Origin of the sequence: Bradyrhizobium sp. AUGA SZCCT0169, from assembly GCF_018130085.1 — a bacterium.
Taxonomy (GTDB): domain Bacteria; phylum Pseudomonadota; class Alphaproteobacteria; order Rhizobiales; family Xanthobacteraceae; genus Bradyrhizobium.
In genome coordinates this window covers 104,717-118,261 of record NZ_JAFCMC010000012.1, presented here as the reverse complement: position 1 = coordinate 118,261, position 13,545 = coordinate 104,717, and the positions used below count along the sequence as shown (strand labels likewise).

The following is a 13,545-nucleotide window of genomic DNA, read 5'->3' as shown; positions in this document are numbered from 1 at the left end:
GCGTGCTGTGGTAGTGACCTCGCCAAACAACAACGCCCTGTGGTTATGGGTCCCGGCTCAAGGCCGGGACGACGATCGATTTGTGGGTCCCGCGGAACGATTTTCGATCTGAGATCCTCCCATTTTCCGCACATTGAAATTATTGTTATTTTCGGCCCGAATGTTTCGTCGCGGCGGCCCCGACGAAACAATTCTCCCCGGCACGAAACCATTTTCCTCTTTCGGTGCAGACATCCCGAAACGTTGATTAACTAGAAATCTCCCAACGACACGCCGCCAAGCGGTGAACTGGGAGTTTGTCATGCCGAACGTGATTGCCATCAACGCTGCAGCCCGCAAGCACATTGCCGATGCCCGCGCTACATCGGACGAATCGCTGCTGGAGAGCATTGCCAAGGGCAACCGCACGGCGATGCACGTGCTTTATTCCCGGCATCACGTACGGGTTTACCGCTTCATCCTGCGCATGGTGCGCGATACCACGATGGCGGAAGACCTCGTCAGCCAGGTGTTTCTGGACGTGTGGCGCACCGCCAGCCAGTTCGAAGGCCGCTCCCAGGTTTCGACCTGGTTGCTGTCGATCGCCCGCTTCAAGGCGCTGACCGCGCTGCGCCAGCGCAAGCATGAGGACATCGATCAGGACGACGTGCTCGAGATCGCCGACGAGGCCGACACCCCGGAAGCGTCGCTCGACCGCAGCAACACCAGCGCCATCCTGCGCGCCTGCGTCGCCAAGCTGTCGCCGGCGCACCGCGAGATCATCAACCTGGTCTACTACCACGAGAAGTCGGTGGAAGAGGCCGGCGCGATCATCGGTATTCCCCAGAGCACGGTGAAGACCCGGATGTTCTATGCCCGCAAACAATTGGCCGACTTGCTTAAGGTCGCCGGCGTGGACAGCATCGCCGCATAAATCGCTGATTATTCAGTCGGTTAGATAGGTATTGGGAGCGGAAACCGGGTCGATTTCGAAGCCAAAGATTAAAGGCGACGAAACAAATGAAACAATTGGCGACATCACCCGGAAAAACTCTGCCCCTATACCCATCATCAGCAACGCAACACCAACGCCGAACAGGAGATCGAACATGCTGAAGCCGTCCTTCCGCCTCTTCATCGTCCCGCTCGGCGCAGTCGCTACCCTTGCTTCGCTGTCCGCTCAAAATGTCAGCCCTCGCGCCCAGCGCGATACCGGTTCGATGTTCGTGCGCGAACAAGTGGTCGATTGCAGCACCAAGAGCGCCGCCGAGGTCTGTGTGATCCCGGACGTCGTTCGCTAAACCAAGTTTCTGACGACCGACCAAGGCTTAACCTCCCAAGAACCTCCAACGACCCGGCCGGGATGCCCCCCAGCCGGGTCGCTCTGTATTTGGGGAGCCGGGCCAATGCGCCGCGCCAAGAGCCAGTTGGCGGGCTCCAACGTCCGGGACGGGGCCTGGACAAAAATCTCGAAAACAACCCCATGCAAAGTAAAGGGACTCCCCTTCATCCGGACTTGGATACCGCTCGTGATTTATTTGCAACTAATTCGCACTTGCATTACCATCAAGCAGTTTCCGGCCCCTGTCCGGAACGCAGGGGAGGCCATCCATGTTCGTCTCGTTTCGCGCAGCCACTGGCGCGTCTGTTTTGCTCGGCCTTGTCTCGGGGGCGGCGATCGCGGCCGGCGATTTGTCGCGGCAAACGCCGATCGAGCTCACCGTCACATTGGGCTCGCCGGGCAAGCATGAATTCGCGCCGAAGCAACTGAAGTTCGAGACCGGCAAGCTCTACAAATTGATCCTGCGCAACGACAGCAACGATCCGCATTATTTCACCTCGCACGCCTTCTCAGCGATGGTGTGGACGCGAAAGGTGCAGGTCACGCAACAGCGCGACGGCAAGACCGTTACGCTCGCCGAGTTCAAGGGCGCGATGCGCGAGATCGAGGTTTATCCGGGGCAATCCGCCGAATGGTGGCTGGTACCGGTCGCCGCCGGCCGCGCCACCGATCTGCGCTGCGACATCAAGGGCGCTGAAGGCAAGACCCACGCCGATCTCGGCATGACCGGCGAGATCGTGATCGAGTAATGTTGCACTTCCTGCTTGACGCGATCGAGCCGCTCATGATGTTAGCCGCTGACAATGGATGCGGCGGCAAACCCGGATGAAGTTCGGCTGCGCAAGGGATCCTCGCTCAGGGAACGATTTGTCCAGGCGGGCTCCGGCGTTGTAATTCTTCTGATTATTGTCCCGGGCCTGCTTACCTGGGCCTCGGGCGGCCGACCGTTCATTCCTGCACTCTGGGTCGTGCCGCTCGGATTGTTCCTGATCGGCGTTGCCGCTCTTGAACGCAATGTGGCCTGGATCATCACGCAAGACGGCATCCTGATCGGCGAGCAGCGTCCGCTTGGCAAGGTGCACAAGCGAATGATCAGCCATCACGACATCGCAGAGGTCCGCGTCCGCAAGAACAGGTTCAGCTACCCAGCGAGTTTCAGCCTGGTGTGCAGGTTGGCCTCCGGAGGTGTCTTGATCTCGCCACCGCTGCCGGACATCACGCGCGTCAACGAAACCACCGCAACGGTTACGGGATTGCTCGGTCTTCCCGATGCCGCGCCCATCGACAACCCGCTCGAGGCCGGCAACGCCGAGATCATCCTTGGCTCGCCGGTCAACCCCGATCTGGGCCGCGTGATTCGAATCGCCGTGCCGGTTGTGGCCGGCCTGTGCGCTCTGCCGTTCCTCATCGCATTCTGGATCGGTGAGTGGGAGATGGCGCTCGGATTGCTCTTGCCGCTCGGCTTTCTCGCTGCCTTTGCACTCTACCGCCACGCGCACCGATTAGCCGGCGCGTGCTGGACCATTCGGCAAGGCGAGATCCGTATCGAGCGGATTGCGTTAAGCGGTAAGCCATCCGCCGAGACGATCCGAACAGATGACGTCGCAGCGATCGAGGTCGACGAGCCCGATTCCAAGGACCGCACCAGCACCATCAGCATTCGGTTGCACACGGGCCAGACCTTCTGCAGCCCGACAAAGCACGACGAAAATGCGGCACGTGCCGTGCGCGCAGAAATCATTCGGCGTCTCAATACTCCTCCGGATGCCGGAACATTGTCCGGATAGAGGACCTCTGCTGCAAAAGCCGCGGTACTGTTCTCGCATCGGGCATGATAGGATTCACGCCAGGGTTAGCTGCGACAGGTGGTGCCGATGTTCGAAGGCTGGGATGCCGTTGTATTGGCCCGGGCGCAGTTTGCCTTCACGATGTCGTTCCACATCATATTCCCGGCCTTCTCGATCGGGCTCGCCAGCTATCTCGCGGTGCTTGAGGCGCTGTGGCTGTGGACCGGACGTGAGGTTTTCATCAACCTGTTCAATTATTGGCTGAAAATTTTCGCCGTCGCCTTCGGCATGGGCGTGGTGTCGGGCATCGTGATGTCCTACCAGTTCGGCACCAACTGGTCGGCCTTCTCCGACAAGACCGGCCCGGTGATCGGCCCGCTGATGGCCTATGAGGTGCTGACGGCGTTCTTCCTCGAGGCGGGCTTCCTCGGCGTGATGCTGTTCGGCCTCGATCGTGTCGGCCCAAAACTGCATTTTTTCGCAACCTTGATGGTTGCGGTCGGCACGCTGATTTCGGCGTTCTGGATTCTGTCGGCCAATTCCTGGATGCAGACGCCCACAGGTCACGCCCTCAATGCTGAAGGCCAGTTCATCGCCGTCGACTGGTTCAAGGTGATCTTCAATCCGTCATTCCCTTACCGGCTCGTGCATATGGTGCTGGCGGCGTACCTGACCACCGCGTTGGTGGTCGGCGCGGTCGGCGCCTGGCATCTGCTGCGCGACCCGCACCTGGCCGGCCCGCGGGTGATGTTCTCAATGGCGATGTGGATGGCGACGATCGTCGCCCCGCTCCAGATTCTCGCCGGCGACCAGCACGGGCTCAACACGCTGGAGCATCAGCCGGTGAAGATCATGGCGATGGAAGGCCATTTCCAGAGCCACAAGGACGGCGCGCCGCTGATCCTGTTCGGCTGGCCCAATCAGGCCGCGGGCAGGATGGATTACGCGATCGAAGTCCCCAAACTCGGCTCGCTGATCCTCAAACATTCCCTCGACGCGCCGATGGCCGGCCTCGACACCGTGCCGCGCGAAAACTGGCCGCCGGTGCCGATCACCTTCTGGTCGTTCCGGATCATGGTCGGCATGGGATTGCTGATGGTGGGGCTCGGCCTCCTCAGCCTGCTGATGCGCTTCCGCGGCACGCTGTACAATTCGCGCCTGCTGCACATCTTTGCGGTCGCGATGGCTCCGTCGGGGTTCATCGCGGTCCTGGCGGGCTGGATCACCACCGAGACCGGGCGTCAGCCGTTCACGGTGTATGGATTGCTACGAACCGTGGATTCGGCGTCGCCGCTGGCGGCGCCCGCGGTCGCCTCGTCGCTGATCGCCTTCATCATCGTCTATTTCGTGGTGTTCACCGCCGGCGTGATCTACCTCCTGCGCCTGATGGCACAGCCGCCGCATCACGGCGAGGAAGGTCCGCGCAGCGACGTCCCTGCCCGTGCCGCCGGCATCACGCCGGCCGCCGGCGTCGCCGCCGAGGGAGCGATCCGATGATAGCCATCGACCTTCCGACCATCTGGGCCTTCATCATCGCCTTTGCGGTTTTCGTCTATGTCGTGATGGACGGCTTCGATCTCGGCCTCGGCATCCTGTTTCCGCTGTTTCCGAAGAAGGAAGACCGCGACGTCATCATGAACAGCGTCGCCCCGGTCTGGGACGGCAACGAGACCTGGCTGGTGCTCGGCGGCGGCGGCCTGATGGCGGCGTTCCCGCTGGCCTATGCCGTGCTGATGCCGGCGCTCTACACGCCGATGATCGTGATGCTGCTCGGGCTGGTATTCCGCGGCGTCGCCTTTGAATTCCGCTGGCGCACCACGCGCGAACGCAACCGCTGGGACATTGCGTTTGCCGGCGGCTCGCTGCTGGCGACGCTGGCGCAGGGCATCGCGCTCGGCGCCATCCTGCAGGGCATTCAGGTCTCGGGGCGACATTATGCCGGCGGCTGGTGGGACTGGCTGACGCCGTTCAGCATCCTGACCGGCGTCGCGCTCGTGATCGGCTATGCGCTGCTCGGCTCGACCTGGCTTGTCATGAAGACCGAAGGCGAATTGCGCGACCGCGCCTATCAGCTGAGCTGGCTGCTGCTGGTCGCGATGCTGTGTGCCATCGGCATCGTCAGCATTGCAACGCCGTTCCTGCATGTGCAGTATACCCATCGCTGGTTTGCCTGGCCCAACATCATCCTCACCGCGCCGGTGCCGGTCGCGGTGGCCGCCGTCACCGTGATGCTGCTGCGCAGCCTCGCCAACAAGTATGACTACCAGCCGTTCTTCCTGACGCTGGCGCTGTTCGCGCTGTCCTATGCCGGGCTCGGCATCAGCATGTACCCTTACATCGTGCCGCAGAGCATCACGATCTGGCAGGCGGCCTCGCCTGAAAACAGCCAGCTGTTCATGCTGGTCGGCGTCGCCATACTGATACCGCTGATCCTCGGCTACACCGCGTGGGCCTATTGGGTGTTCCGCGGCAAGGTCAAAGCCGAAAGCGGCTATCACTGATGGCCAAAGTGTTCTCCAGCGAAAAAAGCTCCAGCGAGCCGACACCGCGGCCGCTGACGCAACGCCTGCTCTGGTTTGCCGCGCTGTGGCTCGGCGGCGTTGGCACGGTGACGCTGATCTCGTACGGCCTGCGGCTCTGGATCGCGCCGAAATGACGCCTTTGCCACAATCACCGGCGATTGTGATATCAGAAAATAGAAGTCATTCCAGCAAGATACCGGCCCTGCCGCCCTAAACTTGCCATCAAGCTGGCCCTGAGATTTGATAGTTCCGCTGATTTGGCCAAAGCGCGCTAGTCATCGCGCTTTGGTTTCTTTGTTTGCGCATGATCTTTTCGGAAAACCGCTTCACACTTTTCCGGATCATGCTTTAGAACGCCAACCAATTGGCCAACGCGCCAACAAGGAGAGCTCCGCAATGACGAAGTTTCGGCACCTGATCTGGATGATGATCGCAACGAGCGGTCTGATCCTTTCAGCCTCGCAGAGCAATGCGCAGCTGCGCCAGCCCGATGTGGGTGACCAGCCGGGACTGATCGCCGACGAATCCGTCCAGCTCGATCCGCAGTTCAGGAAGACGGCGGTGCTCTACCGCACCAACGAAGCGCCGGGCACCATCATCGTGGTCACGGCCGAGCGCCATCTCTATCTGATCCAGGGCGGCGGCCGCGCGCTACGCTACGGCATCGGCGTCGGCCGCGAGGGTTTCACGTGGCAGGGACTCGTCAACATCACGCGCAAGGCGGAATGGCCGGACTGGACGCCGCCGCCGGAAATGATTCAACGCCAGCCCTACCTGCCGCGCTTCATGGCCGGCGGCCCGGGTAACCCGCTCGGCGCGCGGGCGATGTATCTCGGCACCACCGTCTACCGCATTCATGGCACCAACCGCCCCGACACCATCGGCACCGCCGTCTCCTCCGGCTGCTTCCGGCTCGTCAACGCCGACGTCGCCGATCTCTATGAGCGCGTCCCGGTCGGCACCAAGGTGATCATCCGGCAGAAGCCCGAACTGTAATTGCAACGGTACCGTCTCTTCCGCAGATCCATTTCCCTGAAATTGGTGAGTTAAAAAATGCTACGTAATTTTCGAGGCGGCCTCCTCATTGGGCTGGCGGTCGCAACTGCGGTCGCGGCTGGCGCAATCACATATGAACGCTATGACACCAAGACCCTGAAGCGGACGCTCAAGCGCGGCGAACTGCTGTGCGGCGTCAACAAGGGCCTGCCCGGCTTCTCGATCCCCGACGACAAGGGAGACTGGACCGGCTTCGACGTCGATTTCTGCCGCGCGGTGGCGGCGGCGATCTTCGACGATCCGAAGAAGGCGAAGTTCATTCCCCTCGACGCCAGCGAGCGCTTCAAGGAGCTGTCGAGCCGCAAGGTCGACATTCTGTCGCGCAATTCCACCTGGAGCATGTCGCGCGAGGTCAACAACGCTCTCTATTTCCCGGCCGTCGCCTATTATGATGGTGAAGGCTTTATGCTGCCGGCCTCGCGCAAGATCGATTCCGCGCTGGACCTGAACAACAGCAAGATCTGCGTGCAGGAAGGCACCACCACGGTGCTCAACGTCGCGGATTATTTCCGCGCCAACAACATGAAATACACGGAGATGAAATTCGCCAAGCTGGAGGATGTCGTCAAAGCCTATAATGAAGGCAAGTGCGACACCCTGACCGCCGACGTCTCCCAGCTCTACGCGCTGCGCATCAACCTCTCCAAGCCGGACGATCACACCATCCTGCCTGACGTCATCTCGAAGGAGCCGCTGGCGCCCGTGGTGCGGCAGCGCGACGACGACTGGATGATGATCGTGAAATGGACGCTGTACGCGATGATCAACGCTGAGGAACTCGGCATCACCTCCAAGAACATCGACGAGGCGCTGAAGTCGAAGAAGCCTGACGTGATGCGGCTGGTCGGCACCGAAGGCGCCTACGGCGAGGACCTCGGCCTCTCCAAGGACTGGGCCGCCCGCATCATCCGCCACGTCGGCAATTACGGCGAGATCTACGACCGCAATGTCGGCGCCGAATCCAAGCTGAAGATCCCGCGCGGACTGAACTCGCTCTGGAGCAACGGCGGCATCCAGTACGCCCCACCGATCCGGTGACGGCCGAAAGCCGGCGAACGTAGCCACACACTCACTGTCGTCACCCGCGAAAGCGGGTGATCCAGTACGCCGGGACGTTTCGGATCAATCACGACTGCCGCCGCGTACTGGGTCGCCCGGTCAAGCCGGGCGATGACACCGCCAATGTCGCGGCAGGCGCAGCTCAATAACTCTTCATCCGCGCCAGCTGATCGGCGTGGTAATTGCTGTCGCCGAACAATTCCTGGCAGACCCGGGCGCGCTTCATGAAGAAGCCGATGTCGAACTGGTCGGTCATGCCCATGCCGCCATGCATCTGCACGCCTTCCTGTACCGCCCGCGTCGCGGTGGTCCCGGCGCGTGCCTTTGCAACCGCAACCGCGGCACTGGCGTTGGCAAAATCGCCGTCCAGCGTCTGCAGCGCCTTCAGCACGGCGGCGCGGGTGATCTCGATATCGATATAGAGTTCGGCGGCGCGGTGCTGCAGCGCCTGGAATTCGCCGATCAGTTTTCCAAATTGCTTGCGCTCTTTCAGATAGGTCACGGTTCGGCCGAACACCTCTTCACTGAGGCCCACCATTTCGGAGGCGACCGCGCCGCGGCCGATATTGAGCACGCCTTCGAGCAATGCCCCGCCCTGATCGACCTCGCCGAGCACGCTGTCGGCGTTGACCTCGACATTGTCGAATTCGATGCGCGCCGCATTGTGCGAATCCACCATCGCGGTGCGTTCCACGGCAAGACCCTTGGACTTGGGATCGACCAGGAACAGCGTCAGCCCGTTGCGCTCGCCGGCGGAGCCAGCGGTGCGCGCCGCGACGATCAGGAGATCGGCGGTGTGGCCGTCGACAACAAAGGCTTTTGCACCACTCAGCTTGAAGCCGTTGCCGGAGCGCACGGCCTGCAGCTTGGTCTGCAGCGGGCGATGCTTGGCGCCCTCGTCGATCGCGAGCGTCGCGAGCAGCGAGCCGTCCGAAATTTTGGGCAGATGCGCGGCCTTTTGCGCGTCGCTGCCGCCGCGCGTCAGTGCGGAGGCCGCAAGTACGGCGGTCGACAAGAACGGTGACGGCATCAGCGTGCGGCCGATTTCCTCCATCACCACGCCGGCCTCGACGGCGCCTAAGGCGCTGCCGCCGAAATTCTCAGGCACCAGCAGGCCCGAAAGGCCCATCTCGGCAAACGCCTTCCAGAGCTCGCGGGAAAATCCCGTAGCATCCTTCGTATCGCGCAAGCTTCGCAGATGCGACACCGGCGCCTTGTCGCTGATAAGGCCGCGCGCGCTGTCGCGCAGCATGGATTGTTCTTCGGTGAGGACGAGTGCCATGGAGGAGTTCCGGTCTAAGTGTTTCGAACGAGTATCTTTGAGATCGTCGTTCCGGGGCGGCGCGAAGCGGCGAACCCGGAACCTCGAGATTCCGGGTTCACGCTTCGCGTGCCCCGGAATGACGGCGTCAGTTAGCGTCTCACGCCCCCGGCAGATCGAGGATGCGCTTGGCGACGATGCCGAGCATCACCTCCGAGGTGCCGCCTTCGATCGAATTGGCCTTGGTGCGCAGCCAGGCGCGCGGGCGGGCGCCGCCTTTGGAGCGCTCGCTTTCCCATTCCAGCGCGTCGACGCCGCCGGCCGACATCAGGATTTCGTAGCGGCGCTTATTGAGCTCGGTGCCGTAATATTTCATCGCCGAGGAAAACGCCGGATGCGACTGGCCGGCTTTGGCCAGATCAACCGCGCGTTCCGCTGCCGCCGACAGCGCCGCCTCATCGATCTCGAAGGTCGAGATCTGGCCGCGCAGCATCGCATCGTCGAGCCGGCCCTGCTCGTCGCTACCGATGGAATCGGCCGCGACCTGGCCGAGCGGCCGGCCGACGCCGCGCTCGCCCATGCCCGAGATCATCGCGCGCTCGTGCTGCAGCAGATATTTCGCCACATCCCAGCCGCGGTTGACTGTGCCGACCACATGCGATTTCGGCACCCGCACCCCATCGAAGAAGGTTTCGCAGAACGGCGAGTAGCCCGAGATCAGCAAGATCGGTTTTGTCGTGACGCCCTTCGACGTCATGTCGAACAGAATAAAGCTGATGCCGTCATGCTTCTTGGCTGACGCGTCCGTACGCACCAGGCAAAAAATCCAGTCGGCGTAATTGGCATACGACGTCCAGATCTTCTGGCCGGTGATGACGAAATCATCGCCATCGCTCTCGGCGCGGGTCTGCAGCGAGGCAAGGTCCGATCCGGCGTTCGGTTCGGAGTAGCCTTGGCACCAACGGATCAGGCCCGCGGCGATCTTCGGCAGATGCTCCTTCTTCTGCGCCTCGTTGCCGTATTTCAGCAGCGCCGGCCCGAGCATCCAGATACCAAAACTCGACAGCGGCGAACGCGCACCCATCGCCGCCATTTCCTCGCGCAGCACCTTGTGCTCGGCGCGATCGAGCCCCCCGCCGCCATATTCCTTTGGCCAGTCGGGCACGGTCCAGCCCTTGTCGCGCATCCGTTCGAACCAGACGCGCTGCGGCTCGGAAGAGAATTTGGCGTTGCGGCCGCCCCAGTACGTGTCGCCTTCGGACGTCATGGGCTTGCGCATTTCTGGCGGGCAATTGGCCTCGAGCCAGGCGCGGGTTTCACGGCGGAATTGATCAGGATCGGACATGGTGCGTTTCCATATGGGGCGAGTTGAAACGACCTTAGTCGCCGCATCGCGGAATTCAACATCTCTCTGCGCCGCACCATGCGCGGACTGCCGTAGTCACGCGCCGGGATCGGGTGTATCGCAGGGGCGGCAACGATTGAAAAACAAGAGGAAACCGACATGCGGCTGAAGTTGCTTTCGCCTGGCGAAATGAGCCCCGACCAAAAAGAGACCTACGACGAGTCGATTGCCGGCAAGCGCGGCGCGCCGCCGGCGCCGATGATGGCCTGGCTCAACAGCCCGCAGATGGCCAAGCATGCTACGCGGCTCGGCGAGCAACTCCGTTTCAACACGATCTTTCCGGCAAAGCTTTCCGAGATCGCGATCCTCGTCACCGCGCGGCACTGGACCTCGCATTACGAATGGTACGCGCATAAGCGCCTGGCGCTGAAAGGCGGCATGGACCCCAAGATCATCGACGACATCCGCGACCGCCGCACGCCCACCTTCGACGACCCCAAGGGCCAGATGATCTACGACGTCGCCAAGTCATTGCATGAGGGGCACGGCGTCTCCAAGCCGTTGTATGACGCGGCGGTGGAATTGCTAACGGTGCGCGGCGTGACAGAGGTCATCGGCCTGTGCGGCTATTACACGATGGTGTCGATGACGCTGAATACGTTTGAGTTCGGACTGCCGGATGGAGAAGTTTCGGACTTGGCATAAGATTTGGAAACGCATGGTTTCTGAATTGCCAGTACCCGTCTCCCGGATTCTCCCTACTTTAAAATCTCGGCAAGGCAAATGGAGGCATCGACATGCCCGACAACACGCCTATCATATCAGGCACACGGATCGGGCATGTTCACCTGAAAGTCGCCGATCTCGAACGCGCGCTGGGGTTTTACTGCGGCGTGCTCGGCTTTGAGATCATGCAGCGGATGGGCTCGGCCGCGGCGTTCATCTCGGCCGGCGGCTATCATCATCACATCGGCCTCAACACCTGGGAAAGCAAAGGTGGCCATCCGCCGCCGCCGGGCACCACCGGGCTGTTCCACACCGCGATCCTCTACCCCACGCGCCCGGCGCTGGCGGACGCGCTGCATCGCGTGATGCAGGCCGGCATTGCGCTCGACGGCGCCAGCGACCACGGCGTCAGCGAGGCGCTCTATCTGCGCGACCCTGATGAGAACGGCGTCGAACTTTACCGGGACCGGCCCAAGGAAGAATGGCCGCGCGCCGCCGACGGTTCGCTGTCGATGTTCACGAAGCGGCTGGATCTCGAGGATCTGTTGCGGGCGCGGGAGGCGTAGTCGTGTCCCACCGTCATTGCGAGCGAAGCGAAGCAATCCATCGCTCCGCCCGCGGCGCTATGGATTGCTTCGTCGCTACGCTCCTCGCAATGACGCCGTCTTCCCACGAATCATGATCAGCACCGCCGCAATCAACTCCAGACCGATGCAGCCGTAGAACGGCAGCGAATAGCTGCCCGACATGTCTCGCAGCAGGCCGACCACGCCGGGCCCGAAGGCATAAGTGATCTGGTTGATCGCGGTGATCAGGCTGACCAGCACGCCGAACGAGCGCGGATCGAATTCGCGCTGCACGATCAGCGCCGGCAGCGTGATCAGATTGCCGACCGAAAATCCGAACAGCGCGCAGGCCGCCATCAGCGCGTAGTCATTGTGCACGTTGATGACGATCCCTAGCGCCACGGCCTGGCTGACGAACGAGAGCGCGGACGCCAGCCGCTGGTTCATCTGGTCGATCACGAACGAAAACAGCACGCGGCCGACCACCGCCATGGCGGTCAATAGCGCGACCGCGATGGCGGCGCGCTCGCGCCCGATCACCGAATCCAGAAACGCGATCAGATGCACGATGAAGCCGACCTGCGCGAACAGCACCAGCGCGAAGGCCGACGATACCGTCAGAAATCCGATATCGCGAAATGCCCGCGCGCGAATCTGGATCGGCGACGGCGCGTCCGCGGCGATCACCGCGCCCCCGTTTGCGCTCGCATGGTCCGGCGGCCGCCCGACGTAAAGCAAAATGACCGGTACCATCAGCGCGACCATCACGACCGCAGCGGCAATCATCGCGCCCGGGAAACCGAAATAGCCGATCGCCAGTACCAGCAGCGGCACGCCGGCGATACCGCCGAAGCTGGCGCCGTTCAGCGCCAGGCTGATCGCCATGCCGCGCTTCTTGTCGAACCAGAGGCCCAGCGTGTTGGTGATCATGCCGAGGCTGGTGCCGGCCCAGCCGAAGGCGAGAAAAGCGTTGGCGAGATAGAGCTGCCAGGGTTCGCGCACCTGGCCGATGGTAACAGCGGCAATGGCCATCGTGCCGATGCCGGCGATCATGCAGTTGCGGGGACCGAACGCCCTGATCGCCTCGCTGACGAAGGCCACCAGCGCCGCGCCGGACAAATAGAAGAACGTCGTGCCGAGCGAAATCAGCGACGCCGGCCAGCCGTGCAGCCGCTGCAACTCGGCGACATAGACGCTCTGGCCGTAAAAGCCGAGCCCCCAGCCGAAGGTCGCGAGCAGGAAACAGACGAGCACAATCCGCCAGCCGTCATAGCGGAGCGAGGTTTCGTCGATAGCGGTGTGAATGGGGCCTTTTAGCATTCTTGTTCTTTGTTCTTGCACCGTCACGCCCGGCCTTGTGCCGGGCATCCACGTCTTTCTTGCTAGCGGCCACGAAGCGCGTGGATGGCCGAGTCATCTAGCGCGAAGACGCGTTTCGCGCTTCTGCCCGGCCATGACAACAACTAATAGCAGAATCACAAGAGCAATAATTCGACCGCCGCCGAAATGTCAGCAGCTGTCATCAGGCCTTCTTCGACGGCTCATAGAAGAACCGCTCGCGAAAGATCCGGTCGCCGCGCCATTCCTGCATCGCGACTTCGTCGATCCGCATCGCCGCGCCGGACGGATAGGTGAAATCGAAGATCCAGTGGATCGCGACACGATCGCCCTCGAGGACCGAGGAAACGCAGGTCGTGACAACGCTCGACACCCGCTCCAGCGTCGCGCGCTCCTGCCCCACCAGCACGTCGCGGCCGACGCGCGGCGGCGCTGAGTTCTCCTGCATGGTGGCGTCTTCGGTGTAATAGCGCTCGATCGCGCCGGCATGGTCGCCGGAAACGACGACGGCGATGAATTCGTCAAGACGCGCGCGTGAGGGCATGAGGCCTCCAGATCAGGATT

Annotated in this window: 16 protein-coding genes; 11 read left to right on the top strand and 5 right to left on the bottom strand. The window is 62.2% G+C overall.

All coding sequences use genetic code 11. The annotated features are described in order from the left end of the window. Positions 1-301 precede the first annotated feature (301 nt). Entirely contained in the window at positions 302-913 is a 612-nt protein-coding gene (locus tag JQ609_RS16355; protein WP_212208885.1) for a sigma-70 family RNA polymerase sigma factor, read from the top strand. A 12-nt stretch (positions 914-925) separates the two neighbouring features. Here JQ609_RS16355 and JQ609_RS16350 read toward each other — a convergent pair whose 3' ends face one another. Next, complete coding sequence (locus JQ609_RS16350; protein WP_212274168.1) at positions 926-1,090, bottom strand: hypothetical protein; 165 nt, start codon at positions 1,088-1,090, stop codon at positions 926-928. On the opposite strand from JQ609_RS16350, the gene JQ609_RS16345 reads away from it, so the two are divergent. The 8 genes from JQ609_RS16345 (at position 1,089) to JQ609_RS16310 (ending at position 7,724) form a co-directional block, all read left to right on the top strand. Next, positions 1,089-1,280, top strand: a complete 192-nt coding sequence (locus JQ609_RS16345; RefSeq protein WP_212274167.1) for a hypothetical protein — start codon at positions 1,089-1,091, stop codon at positions 1,278-1,280. The genes JQ609_RS16350 and JQ609_RS16345 overlap by 2 nt on opposite strands. Before the next feature lie 310 nt (positions 1,281-1,590). After that, positions 1,591-2,070: a hypothetical protein gene (locus JQ609_RS16340; RefSeq protein ID WP_212208887.1), complete on the top strand. Its 480-nt coding sequence runs from the start codon at positions 1,591-1,593 to the stop codon at positions 2,068-2,070. A 54-nt stretch (positions 2,071-2,124) separates the two neighbouring features. Beyond that, positions 2,125-3,108, top strand: coding sequence for a hypothetical protein (locus tag JQ609_RS16335; RefSeq protein ID WP_212274166.1), 984 nt, complete (start codon positions 2,125-2,127; stop codon positions 3,106-3,108). An 87-nt stretch (positions 3,109-3,195) separates the two neighbouring features. After that, positions 3,196-4,605, top strand: coding sequence for a cytochrome ubiquinol oxidase subunit I (locus JQ609_RS16330; protein ID WP_212208889.1), 1,410 nt, complete (start codon positions 3,196-3,198; stop codon positions 4,603-4,605). Then, positions 4,602-5,609: a cytochrome d ubiquinol oxidase subunit II gene (cydB, locus tag JQ609_RS16325; protein WP_249119081.1), complete on the top strand. Its 1,008-nt coding sequence runs from the start codon at positions 4,602-4,604 to the stop codon at positions 5,607-5,609. Before JQ609_RS16330 ends, cydB begins: the two co-directional genes overlap by 4 nt. Next, positions 5,609-5,764 carry a DUF2474 domain-containing protein gene (locus JQ609_RS16320; RefSeq protein ID WP_212208890.1) on the top strand — a complete coding sequence of 52 codons (156 nt, stop codon included), beginning with the start codon at positions 5,609-5,611 and terminating at the stop codon, positions 5,762-5,764. The genes cydB and JQ609_RS16320 overlap by 1 nt, the downstream gene beginning before the upstream one ends. A 262-nt stretch (positions 5,765-6,026) precedes the next feature. After that, complete coding sequence (locus tag JQ609_RS16315; protein ID WP_212208891.1) at positions 6,027-6,626, top strand: L,D-transpeptidase; 600 nt, start codon at positions 6,027-6,029, stop codon at positions 6,624-6,626. 57 nt (positions 6,627-6,683) lie between these two features. Continuing rightward, positions 6,684-7,724, top strand: a complete 1,041-nt coding sequence (locus tag JQ609_RS16310; protein ID WP_212274165.1) for an amino acid ABC transporter substrate-binding protein — start codon at positions 6,684-6,686, stop codon at positions 7,722-7,724. Positions 7,725-7,887: 163 nt separating this feature from the next. Here JQ609_RS16310 and JQ609_RS16305 read toward each other — a convergent pair whose 3' ends face one another. Both JQ609_RS16305 and JQ609_RS16300 read right to left on the bottom strand, forming a co-directional pair. Continuing rightward, the gene (locus JQ609_RS16305; protein ID WP_212274164.1) at positions 7,888-9,027 is read right to left on the bottom strand and encodes an acyl-CoA dehydrogenase family protein; all 1,140 of its coding nucleotides are present in this window, start codon (positions 9,025-9,027) and stop codon (positions 7,888-7,890) included. A gap of 139 nt (positions 9,028-9,166) precedes the next feature. Beyond that, positions 9,167-10,351: an acyl-CoA dehydrogenase family protein gene (locus JQ609_RS16300; protein WP_212274163.1), complete on the bottom strand. Its 1,185-nt coding sequence runs from the start codon at positions 10,349-10,351 to the stop codon at positions 9,167-9,169. A gap of 159 nt (positions 10,352-10,510) precedes the next feature. On the opposite strand from JQ609_RS16300, the gene JQ609_RS16295 reads away from it, so the two are divergent. Next, entirely contained in the window at positions 10,511-11,056 is a 546-nt protein-coding gene (locus JQ609_RS16295) for a carboxymuconolactone decarboxylase family protein (protein WP_212208895.1), read from the top strand. A gap of 92 nt (positions 11,057-11,148) precedes the next feature. Continuing rightward, positions 11,149-11,643: a VOC family protein gene (locus tag JQ609_RS16290; protein WP_212274162.1), complete on the top strand. Its 495-nt coding sequence runs from the start codon at positions 11,149-11,151 to the stop codon at positions 11,641-11,643. 75 nt (positions 11,644-11,718) lie between these two features. Here JQ609_RS16290 and JQ609_RS16285 read toward each other — a convergent pair whose 3' ends face one another. Together JQ609_RS16285 and JQ609_RS16280 are read right to left on the bottom strand one after the other, a co-directional pair. Further along, positions 11,719-12,963, bottom strand: coding sequence for an MFS transporter (locus JQ609_RS16285; protein WP_212208897.1), 1,245 nt, complete (start codon positions 12,961-12,963; stop codon positions 11,719-11,721). Between the two features lie 202 nt (positions 12,964-13,165). Next, entirely contained in the window at positions 13,166-13,525 is a 360-nt protein-coding gene (locus tag JQ609_RS16280) for a nuclear transport factor 2 family protein (RefSeq protein ID WP_212274161.1), read from the bottom strand. Positions 13,526-13,545 lie beyond the last annotated feature (20 nt).

Excerpts from the sequence above, each read along its gene's own strand:
- JQ609_RS16305 (WP_212274164.1), bottom strand. The coding sequence starts at position 9,027 with ATGGCACTCGTCCTCACCGAAGAACAATCCATGCTGCGCGACAGCGCG.
- JQ609_RS16285 (WP_212208897.1), bottom strand. The coding sequence starts at position 12,963 with ATGCTAAAAGGCCCCATTCACACCGCTATCGACGAAACCTCGCTCCGC.
- JQ609_RS16320 (WP_212208890.1), top strand. The coding sequence starts at position 5,609 with ATGGCCAAAGTGTTCTCCAGCGAAAAAAGCTCCAGCGAGCCGACACCG.
- JQ609_RS16350 (WP_212274168.1), bottom strand. The coding sequence starts at position 1,090 with ATGTTCGATCTCCTGTTCGGCGTTGGTGTTGCGTTGCTGATGATGGGT.
- JQ609_RS16335 (WP_212274166.1), top strand. The coding sequence starts at position 2,125 with ATGGATGCGGCGGCAAACCCGGATGAAGTTCGGCTGCGCAAGGGATCC.
- JQ609_RS16355 (WP_212208885.1), top strand. The coding sequence starts at position 302 with ATGCCGAACGTGATTGCCATCAACGCTGCAGCCCGCAAGCACATTGCC.
- JQ609_RS16300 (WP_212274163.1), bottom strand. The coding sequence starts at position 10,351 with ATGTCCGATCCTGATCAATTCCGCCGTGAAACCCGCGCCTGGCTCGAG.
- JQ609_RS16310 (WP_212274165.1), top strand. The coding sequence starts at position 6,684 with ATGCTACGTAATTTTCGAGGCGGCCTCCTCATTGGGCTGGCGGTCGCA.
- JQ609_RS16290 (WP_212274162.1), top strand. The coding sequence starts at position 11,149 with ATGCCCGACAACACGCCTATCATATCAGGCACACGGATCGGGCATGTT.
- JQ609_RS16345 (WP_212274167.1), top strand. The coding sequence starts at position 1,089 with ATGCTGAAGCCGTCCTTCCGCCTCTTCATCGTCCCGCTCGGCGCAGTC.
- JQ609_RS16315 (WP_212208891.1), top strand. The coding sequence starts at position 6,027 with ATGACGAAGTTTCGGCACCTGATCTGGATGATGATCGCAACGAGCGGT.
- JQ609_RS16330 (WP_212208889.1), top strand. The coding sequence starts at position 3,196 with ATGTTCGAAGGCTGGGATGCCGTTGTATTGGCCCGGGCGCAGTTTGCC.
- JQ609_RS16295 (WP_212208895.1), top strand. The coding sequence starts at position 10,511 with ATGCGGCTGAAGTTGCTTTCGCCTGGCGAAATGAGCCCCGACCAAAAA.
- JQ609_RS16340 (WP_212208887.1), top strand. The coding sequence starts at position 1,591 with ATGTTCGTCTCGTTTCGCGCAGCCACTGGCGCGTCTGTTTTGCTCGGC.
- cydB (WP_249119081.1), top strand. The coding sequence starts at position 4,602 with ATGATAGCCATCGACCTTCCGACCATCTGGGCCTTCATCATCGCCTTT.
- JQ609_RS16280 (WP_212274161.1), bottom strand. The coding sequence starts at position 13,525 with ATGCCCTCACGCGCGCGTCTTGACGAATTCATCGCCGTCGTCGTTTCC.